Here is an 11,893-nt window from a genome sequence, read left to right on the forward strand (position 1 = left end):
ACCTGTGATAGTGTCGTCATTCCGAATTTCATACTGAAAAGTATGCTTTCCGGCACTATCTTAAACAGCGAGACTTGTTATGATTAACAGGTCTCTTCTTGTTTGTCGTGAAAAGATATGACAGAAAGAGAGTCTGTTTTGCACACAATGTCAAGGAGGAGACACATGTCAAAAGAACAAAAACGCCAAGCGTTTTACACTCAGAGTCCTGAAGAGGTCTTGAATGCTGTAGATGCGACCGAGAAAGGTTTGTCATCTAGCGAGGCGGAAAAGCGCCTTGCAGAATTTGGTCACAATGAACTCGAAGAAGGCGAGAAACGATCAATCCTGGTCAAGTTCATCGAGCAATTTAAGGACTTGATGATTATCATCCTAGTTGCGGCAGCTATCTTGTCAGTCGTGACTTCTGGTGGGGAAGATATCGCAGACGCCATCATCATCCTAGCAGTGGTTATCATCAATGCTGCCTTTGGTGTTTACCAAGAAGGGAAAGCAGAAGAAGCGATCGAAGCCCTCAAATCTATGTCAAGTCCAGCTGCCCGCGTTCTTCGCGATGGTCACATGGCTGAGATTGACTCTAAAGAATTGGTACCAGGTGATATCGTCGCTCTCGAAGCTGGTGATGTGGTACCTGCAGATCTACGTTTGCTAGAAGCCAATTCTCTCAAGATTGAAGAAGCAGCTCTTACAGGTGAGTCTGTGCCAGTCGAAAAAGACTTGACAGTTGAACTTGCTGCAGATGCTGGTATTGGTGACCGTGTCAATATGGCCTTCCAAAACTCAAATGTGACTTATGGTCGTGGGATGGGTGTTGTTGTCAATACAGGTATGTACACGGAAGTTGGTCATATCGCTGGCATGCTCCAAGATGCAGATGAGACAGACACACCACTTAAACAAAACTTGAACAACCTTTCTAAGGTCTTGACTTATGCAATTTTGGTCATTGCCCTTGTTACTTTTGTAGTTGGTGTTTTCATTCAAGGGAAAAATCCACTCGGTGAGTTGATGACCTCTGTTGCCCTTGCCGTTGCAGCCATTCCAGAAGGTCTCCCAGCTATCGTAACTATCGTTCTTGCCCTCGGTACTCAAGTTTTGGCTAAAAGAAACTCTATCGTTCGTAAGTTGCCAGCTGTAGAAACTCTTGGTTCAACAGAAATCATCGCTTCTGACAAGACTGGTACGCTGACTATGAACAAGATGACCGTCGAAAAAGTCTTCTACGATGCGGTTCTACATGACTCAGCTGATGACATTGAACTAGGTCTTGAAATGCCCCTGCTTCGTTCAGTTGTCTTGGCCAATGATACGAAAATTGATGTGGAAGGAAACTTGATTGGTGATCCAACCGAAACAGCCTTTATCCAATATGCTTTGGACAAGGGCTACGATGTCAAAGGATTTTTAGAGAAATATCCTCGTGTGGCTGAGTTGCCATTTGATTCTGAACGTAAGCTCATGTCAACAGTTCATCCACTTGCAGATGGACGCTTCCTCGTAGCTGTTAAAGGTGCGCCAGACCAACTCTTGAAACGTTGTGTTCTTCGTGATAAGGCTGGGGATATTGCTCCGATTGATGAGAAGGTTGCAAATCTCATCCATACAAACAACTCTGAAATGGCTCACCAAGCCTTGCGTGTCCTTGCTGGTGCTTATAAGATTATTGACAGCATTCCAGAAAACCTTATTTCTGAAGAGCTTGAAAATGATTTAATCTTTACTGGTTTGATTGGGATGATTGACCCTGAACGTCCTGAAGCTGCTGAGGCTGTTCGTGTGGCTAAGGAAGCGGGAATTCGTCCAATCATGATCACAGGTGACCATCAAGACACTGCAGAAGCTATTGCTAAACGTTTGGGAATCATTGACGCAAATGATACAGAAGGACATGTTTTAACTGGTGCTGAGCTCAACGAACTATCTGATGAAGACTTTGAAAAAGTCGTTGGTCAATACTCTGTTTATGCCCGTGTGTCTCCAGAACACAAGGTTCGTATCGTCAAGGCTTGGCAAAAACAAGGTAAGGTCGTTGCCATGACAGGTGACGGTGTCAATGATGCTCCGGCTTTGAAAACAGCCGATATCGGTATCGGTATGGGAATCACTGGTACAGAGGTGTCTAAGGGGGCTTCTGACATGATTCTTGCAGATGATAACTTTGCAACTATTATCGTTGCAGTGGAAGAAGGACGTAAGGTCTTCTCAAATATTCAAAAGACTATTCAGTACCTACTTTCTGCCAATACTGCTGAAGTATTAACCATCTTCCTATCTACCTTGTTTGGTTGGGACGTCTTGCAGCCAGTTCATCTTTTGTGGATCAACTTGGTAACAGATACCTTCCCAGCTATCGCTCTTGGTGTTGAGCCAGCTGAGCCTGGTGTCATGAACCATAAACCACGTGGACGCAAGGCAAGCTTCTTCTCAGGTGGTGTTTTGAGTTCTATTATCTATCAAGGTGTACTCCAAGCAGCTATTGTTATGAGTGTTTATGGTCTTGCCCTTCTTTACCCAGTTCACGTGGGTGACAATCATGCCATTCACGCAGATGCCCTTACTATGGCCTTTGCAACACTTGGTTTGATTCAGCTCTTCCATGCCTACAATGTCAAGTCTGTTTACCAATCCATCTTGACAGTTGGACCATTCAAGTCTAAGACCTTCAACTGGTCTATCTTGGTATCCTTCATCCTTCTCATGGCAACAATCGTCGTAGAACCACTTGAAGGAATTTTCCACGTAACCAAACTAGACTTGTCTCAATGGAGAATCGTCATGGCTGGAAGCTTCTCAATGATTATTATCGTCGAAATTGTCAAGTTTGTTCAACGTAAACTTGGCTTTGATAAGAATGCGATTTAAAAAGAAAGTCATCTTCGGATGGCTTTTTATAATACCTTTAAAAAGAACAGAAAAAACTTTAAAAAAGAGATGTTAAAAGTAATGCCGCCTACTAAAATATTAGGTATAAGAATAGTAAATAATAACTTAGAGGGAAATCATGGGAAATAAAAAATGTATTTACTCTATCCGTAAATTGAGTTTTGGTGTTGCTTCAGTTGTTGTTGCTTGTGGTTTAGGGTTTTTAATTGGCTCTGTTGGAAGTGTATCTGCAGATGAAACGCTCGCAGCTAGTCATATCTTAGAAACAGACAAACCTTCTAGCGAAAACATAGACAAGGATAAGTCTGTCGGGGGTTCAGAAAAAGAAGCTACTGTTTCAGAAGAGCAATATTTTGAAGAAAAACATTTAGATACTCCTAAAGTGACTGAAAAGGAATCTCGTGTTGAATTTAATTATATTGATGAATCAATAGGGAAAAAACTTTTTTCAGATGAGCGTACTGGTAAGGTGGGAGAGGATCTTCACTACGATACGAGAAAGAAAATTAGTGAGTTCAAAAGGAATGGCTATGTATTGGTTGAAGATGGCTATTTGAAAACGGATGAATCGAAGAAGCTGTTTCAAGATGATAAGACTCCGCAAACGTATACTATTAAATTAACTCCAAAACATGAAGTGATTAGCTTACAAAACCAGACTAATCCTAAGTCAAATGAAGAGGTGGAAGCTGGTGTTGTCGATAGTCCTAAGTGGCCTGCAGATGCTGAAAAGATCAGAACCAATCAAGAACGGCCTTTAGAGAGAACGATTCAAAGAATCATTAAATATAAATATAAGAATAATGGTAAAGAAGCTTTTGTTGAGAAAAAACAAAGAATTTCCTTTGAACGCTATGCGACTGTTAATCTTGTTACTAAGGAAATTTCCTATTCTAACTGGAAAATAAAACAGGAGCATATTAAAAATCAAACGGCCAAGATTAGCTATGTGGATATCAGTGAAAACAAGCTACTGAAGGAAGATACAGTTACTGGGGAATCTGGTTATCCTATTGAATACAGTACACTAAAAACGATTAGTGACTACAAGCGACAAGGATACGATCTTGTATCAAGTGATTATGATCGAGGTTTACAATATTTTGACCAAGATAGTAAGACTGATCAAATATTTAAGGTTGCTTTAACCCCTCGCCTAGAATTTATTTATCCTGAAGATAGACTTCCAACTGCTCATAAAAAAGTTGATGAGGATGTTCAAGATTCGCCTCTATGGCCTTCCAGTGTCTCTAATATCGTTAACAAAAAATCCATTGATCGCAACATTTCCTATCAAGATTTTGTAACACATGATAAGGTTGCTGAAGACCAAAATGATCAAGTTCATTTTAAACGAGTTGCTAAGGTTGATTTTGTAAGAGGAGATCTTTATTATCGTGATTGGATGAGTGAAGAACCAAATTTACCAAAAGTAGGAAGTCCACTGGTAAAAGGTTTAGTTGCGGATAAAGAAGCAGTTGCAGAAAAAACAGTAGCTGTAGCAGATTCTACGATTAAGGAAACTGTCTACTACAAACACCTAGGAAAATGGATAGCAATTTCTCCAACTGCAAATGAGAATGTGGCTTCGATTCAATATCCCAATGACCAAGATGGCAACCCTTCTAAGCCAGGTCTTGCTAGCTATCCAGGTTTAGGAACAATTCCTTATCTTAAAGGCTACAAGGCTGTGACTTCGGCTACTGATTTGATGTTGAAGGATTCTTCTCATCCAGAATTAGGTTACTTATTACCTGAAGTACCAGAAGATTTTACAAAAGACACAGTGATTCATTATCTACCTGTGAAAGCTACTGAACCAGAACCACCAAGAGGTGATCAACCTAAGACGCCAGAAGCTCCAACACCTGAGGAGCCAAAGCACCCAGAAGTACCGACGGTAGATCAACCTAAGGTTCCCGAAAAACCATCCCCTAAGGAACCCAACCAACCCAAAGTTCCTACTGCAGAGAAACCAAAGATTCCTAAAAAACCAGCTCCTGAGGAGCCAAAGAAACCAGAAACTCCAATAATAAGGGAAACAAAGGAAGCTGGTAAATTACCAGAGACAGCTAGTCATGATTCTATTTTACTAGTAGTTGGCTACCTATCAGCTCTATCTGGCCTTCTATTGTTTAAAGGTAAAAAAGATTAAGGATTTATAAATAACAAAAAAAGTCATCTTCGGGTGGCTTTTTGCTACAGTTTAGGGAAAGGGCTTGCAGTTATCAGCTTTTGTGCTATAATTGCTATAATATAGTAAACATCGAGAGGAGTGTGAGGAAGTGGAAAAGAAAATTGTGAAGGATATTTTGTTTTTATCTCAGGTGTCTCAGCCGGCAAGTCAGGAAGACCTTTATCTTGCCAGAGATTTACAAGATACGCTTTTAGCAAATCGCGAAACCTGTGTTGGTCTGGCTGCCAATATGATTGGGGTGCAGAAGCGCGTGATTATCTTTAATCTTGGTCTGGTTCCCATGGTTATGTTTAACCCAGTACTCCTGTCCTTTGAAGGCCCTTATGAGACAGAGGAAGGCTGTTTGTCCTTAGTAGGTGTGAGACCGACTAAGCGTTATGAAACCATAAGGGTTGCCTATCGTGATAGCAAGTGGCAGGAACAGACCATTAGCTTGACAGGCTTCCCAGCCCAGATTTGCCAGCATGAACTGGATCACTTGGAAGGACGAATCATTTAGGAGGAAAGAAAATGAAACGAATAGTCTTTGAACTGCTTTTTATCGCAACGACCTGGTATATCTTTTTACCACCTCTTAATCTGACCAGCTGGGAATTTCTCTTTTTCCTCTGTGGGCATTTGCTGCTTGTGGCTATTTTATTTGGCTTTGGCAAGGGAATCAATCTGGTCAAAACAGTTCATGTGCGCCACGGAAAGGCGGAAGCTGCTTTAAATCTTGAGGGTTTCAAAATCAATCGGTTGGGGAAAATTCTTTTAGCTTCCATTGGAGGAATTCTTTTCTTGGCAGCCTTGGTTTCCTTGGTGACCTCTAGCATTTTTCAGGCTAAAAATTATGCCAATGTAGTTACGGTTACGGAAAAAGACTTTACTGAATTTCCTAAGAGTGACACCAGTAAGGTTCCGATTCTAGATAGAAGCACTGCTGAAAAAATTGGTGACCGCTACTTGGGTTCCCTAACAGATAAGGTATCGCAGTATGTAGCGGCAGACACCTATACTCAATTGACTATTGATGGGAAGCCTTATCGGGTTACGCCACTAGAATACGCAGACCCTATCAAATGGTTTAATAATCAGGCCAAGGGAATCGGCGAGTATATAAAGGTGGACATGGTGACAGGAAATGCAGAATTGGTGGACTTGAAGACACCAATCAAGTATTCGGATTCAGAGTATTTTAACCGCGACGTCAAACGCCACCTGCGCTTTAAGTACCCAACCAAGATTTTCAAGACTCCATCATTTGAGGTGGATGATGAAGGTAATCCTTTCTATGTAGCAACGGTTTACCAAAAGCAATTTGGGCTTGCGGTTCCTCGTCCCGTTTCAGTCATTATCTTGGATGCCACAAACGGAGAAACCAAGGAATACAGCTTGGCTGATGTTCCAGAATGGGTGGACAGGGTCTATCCAGCTGAGGAAACCATCCAGCAAATCAACTATAACGGCAAGTATAAGGACGGTTTCTGGAATGCCATGATTTCCAAGAAAAACGTGACTCAGACTACCAAGGGCTATAATTACTTGTCTATCGGTAATGACATCTACCTCTACACTGGTGTGACGTCGGCTAATGCAGATGAAAGTAATCTTGGTTTTATCCTAGAAAATATGCGGACAGGAGAAATCACTAAGTACAGCTTGGCTTCTGCGACCGAAGAATCCGCCCGTGAATCAGCTGAAGGTGCTGTCCAAGAGAAATCCTACAAGGCAACCTTCCCAATCCTCATCAACCTCAACGACAAACCTCTCTACATCATGGGCTTGAAGGACAATGCTGGCTTGGTCAAAGAGTACGCCCTGGTAGACGCAGTCGAGTACCAAAATGTTATCGTAGCTACTACAGTGGAAGAGCTGCTCAGCAAGTATGCCAATAAAAACGACCTTGAAATTGACAATGCAACCACAGAAAGTATCAAGGGTGTGGTAGCAGACCTTAAATCAGCTGTTATCAAGGGAGATACTGTCTACTTCTTTAAATTTGATGGCAAGATTTATAAGGTTAAGGCATCTGTATCAGATGACCTCCCTTACCTTGAAAATGGTAAAAACTTCGAAGGTCAAGTAGGGAAAGACAATTATCTCAAGACCTTTAAAGTGCAGTAAAGACAGCTTTCTTTAAGAAGAGTATGTTATAATAAGGTAAATTAAGTCTAATGGAGGACAAACAAATGGGGTTTTATTTGATGGTTGCTTCAATGTTACTCGGACTGCTCGCTTTGAAGATAGGTTTTTCTCGATTCAAGGAGAAAAAAGATACATTCTTATCTATCTTAACAAGCTTAGCTGGCCTAGCCCTTGTTCTCGTGGCTGTCTGCTTAGGATGGCCAAAATAAACAGAAAAACCTCGTTCAAACCGAGGTTTTTTAGATGAATTTCTTGGTAGTGGCTAAAAAATATGCTACACTATCAATATGAAAATTTTAATCCCAACAGCAAAAGAAATGAACACAGACTTGCCAAGTATTGAAGCCACTCCTTTAAAACCAGAAAGTCAGGCTGTGCTGGATGCCTTGGCTCTCTATTCTGTTAGTCAATTGGAGAGTTTTTACAAAGTTTCAGCCGAGAAAGCTGTGGCAGAATTTCAAAATATCCAAACTTTAAAAAAACAAACTGCTCAACACTATCCAGCCTTGAAACTTTTTGATGGGCTTATGTACCGTCATATCAAGCGAGACAAACTGGACGAGGCAGAACAAGCCTATCTTGAAAATCATGTCTTCATTACCTCGGCCTTGTACGGTGTTGTTCCAGCCTTGTCACCTATGGCCCCTCACCGTTTGGACTTTTTGATGAAGTTAAAAGTCGCTGGTAAGACTTTGAAGAGCCATTGGAAGGCAGCCTATGATGAAGCTGTGAAGCAGGAAGAAATGATTTTTTCTCTCTTGTCGTCCGAGTTTGAGACTGTGTTTTCTAAGGAAATCAGAGAAAAAATGGTGACCTTCAAATTCATGGAGGATAGAGGTGGTCAGCTGAAGATTCACTCAACCATTTCCAAGAAAGCGCGTGGTGCCTTCCTAACATCTCTAATAGAAAATCAAGTACAAACTGTGGAGGAAGCACGTCGCTTGAACTTTGCCGGATTTGCCTACCGAGAAGATTTGTCACAACCACAGGAATTGGTTTTTGTTAAGGAAGTTTAGAAATCAGATAAGAGAAAAAGTCAGCAGGATTATGCTGACTTTTTTCTAGCTTATAAAGTATTGGACAAATGAATCTCATTTGATAAAGTATTAAGATGATTAACCAAATCCATTATTGACAGATGATTTTGACAAATAAACTTCTTGGTAATTCCTGGAATATAGAAATTAGACACGATGATATCATAACCTGTCTGATTTAAAATCTCAGGACTCGTTTCCAATTCATCCCAAGTATCGAAGGTAAAGCGGTTATTACAGTAGTAGGAAAGCATATCAATAAAGGTAAGGGATATAGCATGGTCAAAATTACTGATAATCAAAACCTTGATAGGTGGTCGATTTTCTAACAACTGAGTAGAGAGGTTTTCAGCATGGGTTAAGATGGTGTACATCAAGTGTTCCAACTGTTCAGGATGGTCATGCTGTCCAATTGCCTGACGATATTGGGCCAGTTCTTGACGTGCACTTCCCATAAAGTCTGGGAAGTAAACTTCAAATTTTTTAATCGTCAATGCTTTTTGTTCAAATAAGATTGGGGTAGAAAAGATTTCCTGTCTTTCAAAGAAAGCAGTGTTGTGTAAATGCCAAATAAGCTCATCGTGGTTAGTAAAAGTAATCTTATATTGTTTTGCTAGGCGTTCTAATATTTGACTAAGTAATTGGTAAGAGTATCTTGCTTCACTGTTATCTTCTAAAGAGTTGAAGAATTCTTGAGGATCTAAGAAAAGATTGTTTTGAATAAAGGATATAAAAATTTGGGCAATGATATCTGGGGTGATTTCCAGTCCCAGTTTTTCAGAAAAATGGACAAGTATCTCCTCAAAGTTTGGAATACTCATCAAAAGAGGGTAGTATTCATCGTAGAAATGATTTGGTAAGTCGATGAAATGACCGTTTTTAATGCGGTAAATACTGATGGCTATCATCAATTTGTACATTCTATAGATTGAAAATCGCATTGGATAATTCGTGATCTTATAGAAGAAGTCAGTGAACTCTGTTAAATCCTCTTCAGGAAGGTCAGGAAAAGGCCAGTCTAGGAAATAATAGCGCTCAGAAAAATATTGGGCAAAAAAATAGCGAATATCGATTTCATTGCCACGTATTTCGGATGGAGTAAATGATAGTTCAATTTGGAATTGAGTTGACAGAGTTTTTGTAATATTTCTGCCCAATCGATAGAGGTTGGCATTACTAGAGTGAAGATTTTCTATTGTTCGATAAATAGGTAGGCCCTCATTAAAAAACAGATACTCTAGTAATTGAAAAGATTGAGAATGAGCAAGAAAATATTGATAAATATCTTCAACGCTAGTATTAACTTCTAAATCTATCATAATTCCGTTAACAGAAGATTGGATGTCGATAGTTGGAAATGCAGCACGCAATTCATTTAAATCACTTTTTAAGATTCGCTCAGTACATCCTAACTTATCGGCAAGTTCATGTAATTTCAACCAATCGCGATGTTGAATCAAGGTTTCCATTAAACGTAATTGTCGCTGATCTTTCGTAGATAAAAGGTTACGCATATAGGTATTTCCTCCTTAATTCATTATATCATATTATTGTCTAAAGTGTACAAAAATGTTGGAGTAGAAAAAGCGTTTGGATTAAACAGAAAAATAAGAATAAGATAAGTGGCTTCTAGGTACAAAAAGAGAATATATTAATTGCTTAGAAATTATTGATTTATATATCAAATAGTTGTAGAGTGAGAACTATAAAATACTATCTAGGAGTTCACAATGAAACATTCACATAAAAAATCATTTGACTGGTATAGCTTGCAACAAAGATACTCCATTCGGAAATATCACTTTGGTGCAGCGAGTGTTTTGCTCGGAACAGCCTTGGTCTTAGGAACCGCTGCCAATGCGCAAGCAGTACAAGCAGAGGAACATACCCCAGAAGCTACTAACAGTGTTTCTGTTGATAAGGTAGAAGAAGCTACAAAACCAGCAGAAGTTGCTACACCTAAAAAAGAAACAACCTATGCAGCTCCAACGGTTGCTAACCCAGTAGAAGTAACTTCAGCTAAATCTGAAGATGCTAAAGCATCAGCAGAAAAAGTTGAAGAAGCAAAAGACAAAAAGGAGGAAGTAAAGCAGCAAGATGCTGTTGACAAGTCAAAATTGTTATCAGCTCTTTCACGTGCAGAAAAATTGGAGCTTAAGTTATACACTGAAGAAAGTGTGAAAAGCCTTCAATCTAGTATTCAATATGCTCAAGAATTATTAAATAAAACAGATGTGACAGAATCTGAATTATCAAAAGCAGAGTCCGATCTCCAAGCTGCTGTCATTGCTTTGGAACTTAGAGGTGTAACTACTAGCAAAGTTGCTGATAAAGTTGAAGTAGTTAGCAAAATTGAATCAGCTGAAAAGAGAAATGCTGAATCAAAGGTGGCTGAAAAAACTTCTGAAGTAGATAAAGAGTCAGTAGAAAAAGATAAAACTGCCTTAAAACCTGTAAAGGGACTTCGAGTTGAAGATGCAAAGGCAAATATAAAAGGCGGATGGAATATTCCGTTAGATCAAGAAGCGAGCTTGAGATTAAAGAGTGCTATTGAGGCTCATGCAGCACAAGGTAGTTCGCGTCGTCGGAAACGTGCTATCGGAGATTTGGATTATACTTTCAAGAAAGTTATGACACCGGTCAATCCAGGTTTCTACGCTGATGCCAAGAGTGTTGATGAGTTAACAGTTAACCCAGACTATATAAATGAAACAGTTGTCAACGTTTGGTATAAAGACTTAGGTTATATCAATTTAGTCGACAAAGATGGACATTACATCAATTCAAATGGTGAAGTAGTCGAGAATAAAGAAGATGCTATTCGTCGACAATATAAAAACGATTTTAATGATACAACAAGAGCAGATGTTACTGAAATTCCTCAAGCACCAGTTGGTTGGAAAATTAGTGACAACCAATCTATTCACGGATATAATGCAGAAACAAAAACTATTGATCCAAACGATGATAATGATTTAGATGCTGTAGGTAAAGATTCTAATGTAGTAATTGAAAAAGAAAATCAAAAAGCTGTTATCCGTTATGTAAGCACCAACGGTAACCGTGTTCTCACAACAGATGAAGTGACAGGTAAGTCAGGTGAAGCCATTGCCTACAGCACAACAAGTCAAATCAATGAATTCAAGAAACAAGGTTACAAGCTTGTTAGTGATGAATTCACATCAGGTGGAGCTAAGGTTTATGACTACGATACAGCACGTGACCAAGTCTACACTGTAACCCTTTCAGAACGTGTTGAACCAGTTAACCCAGATAACCCAACCCCACAACCAAACACACCAGTCAATCCAGGACAACCAGATAGCCCACGTTGGCCAGGAACCGTTGAAAACTTGGATAACAAGGAAAGTGTTAGCCGTACTATCCATTACGTTTATGAAGACGGAAGTCAGGCTAAGGATGATGTGGTTGAAACACTGAACTTCAAACGTTGGAGCAATGTCAACTTGGTAACAGGTCATATTGACTTCCAAGACTGGACAACTAATGATGATACGTTTGATAAAGTAGTCTCTCCAACTATCGCAGGTTACACAGCGGATAAATCAGAAATCCCAGCTGTAAGTGGAGTTCAAGCGAAAGACCAAGACCGTGTTGAAACAGTCACTTATCATAAGGATGCCCAAAA

General features: G+C 39.8%; 8 protein-coding genes. 7 read left to right on the forward strand and 1 reads right to left on the reverse strand.

The annotated features are described in order from the left end of the window. The first annotated feature begins 165 nt into the window (after positions 1 to 165). The 6 genes from ACERDH_RS06095 (at position 166) to yaaA (ending at position 8,223) form a co-directional block, all read left to right on the forward strand. On the forward strand, positions 166 to 2,862 hold the full coding sequence (locus ACERDH_RS06095) for a cation-translocating P-type ATPase (protein WP_386684673.1): 2,697 nt from the start codon (positions 166 to 168) through the stop codon (positions 2,860 to 2,862). Positions 2,863 to 3,001: 139 nt separating this feature from the next. Continuing rightward, positions 3,002 to 5,038, forward strand: coding sequence for a mucin-binding protein (locus ACERDH_RS06100; protein ID WP_386684676.1), 2,037 nt, complete (start codon positions 3,002 to 3,004; stop codon positions 5,036 to 5,038). A gap of 130 nt (positions 5,039 to 5,168) precedes the next feature. Further along, positions 5,169 to 5,579 (forward strand): peptide deformylase, encoded by a 411-nt coding sequence (locus ACERDH_RS06105; RefSeq protein WP_386684679.1) that lies wholly within the window; start codon positions 5,169 to 5,171, stop codon positions 5,577 to 5,579. An 11-nt stretch (positions 5,580 to 5,590) separates the two neighbouring features. Then, entirely contained in the window at positions 5,591 to 7,186 is a 1,596-nt protein-coding gene (locus ACERDH_RS06110; RefSeq protein ID WP_386684681.1) for a hypothetical protein, read from the forward strand. A gap of 65 nt (positions 7,187 to 7,251) precedes the next feature. After that, positions 7,252 to 7,416: a DUF3953 domain-containing protein gene (locus ACERDH_RS06115; RefSeq protein WP_386684699.1), complete on the forward strand. Its 165-nt coding sequence runs from the start codon at positions 7,252 to 7,254 to the stop codon at positions 7,414 to 7,416. Positions 7,417 to 7,494: 78 nt separating this feature from the next. Continuing rightward, complete coding sequence (gene yaaA / locus ACERDH_RS06120) at positions 7,495 to 8,223, forward strand: peroxide stress protein YaaA (RefSeq protein WP_049516343.1); 729 nt, start codon at positions 7,495 to 7,497, stop codon at positions 8,221 to 8,223. A 50-nt stretch (positions 8,224 to 8,273) separates the two neighbouring features. On the opposite strand, the gene pclR is transcribed toward yaaA, so the two are convergent. Then, entirely contained in the window at positions 8,274 to 9,758 is a 1,485-nt protein-coding gene (gene pclR / locus ACERDH_RS06125; RefSeq protein WP_386684685.1) for a virulence transcriptional activator PclR, read from the reverse strand. Between the two features lie 216 nt (positions 9,759 to 9,974). On the opposite strand from pclR, the gene ACERDH_RS06130 reads away from it, so the two are divergent. Next, a partial coding sequence (locus ACERDH_RS06130; RefSeq protein WP_386684688.1) for a mucin-binding protein occupies positions 9,975 to 11,893 on the forward strand: 1,919 nt, incomplete at its 3' end.

The organism is Streptococcus bovismuti (assembly GCF_042436615.2).
Lineage (GTDB): Bacteria > Bacillota > Bacilli > Lactobacillales > Streptococcaceae > Streptococcus.

Coding starts and splice junctions, on each gene's coding strand:
- ACERDH_RS06095 (WP_386684673.1), top strand. CDS start 166: ATGTCAAAAGAACAAAAACGCCAAGCGTTTTACACTCAGAGTCCTGAA.
- ACERDH_RS06100 (WP_386684676.1), top strand. CDS start 3,002: ATGGGAAATAAAAAATGTATTTACTCTATCCGTAAATTGAGTTTTGGT.
- ACERDH_RS06110 (WP_386684681.1), top strand. CDS start 5,591: ATGAAACGAATAGTCTTTGAACTGCTTTTTATCGCAACGACCTGGTAT.
- ACERDH_RS06115 (WP_386684699.1), top strand. CDS start 7,252: ATGGGGTTTTATTTGATGGTTGCTTCAATGTTACTCGGACTGCTCGCT.
- yaaA (WP_049516343.1), top strand. CDS start 7,495: ATGAAAATTTTAATCCCAACAGCAAAAGAAATGAACACAGACTTGCCA.
- pclR (WP_386684685.1), bottom strand. CDS start 9,758: ATGCGTAACCTTTTATCTACGAAAGATCAGCGACAATTACGTTTAATG.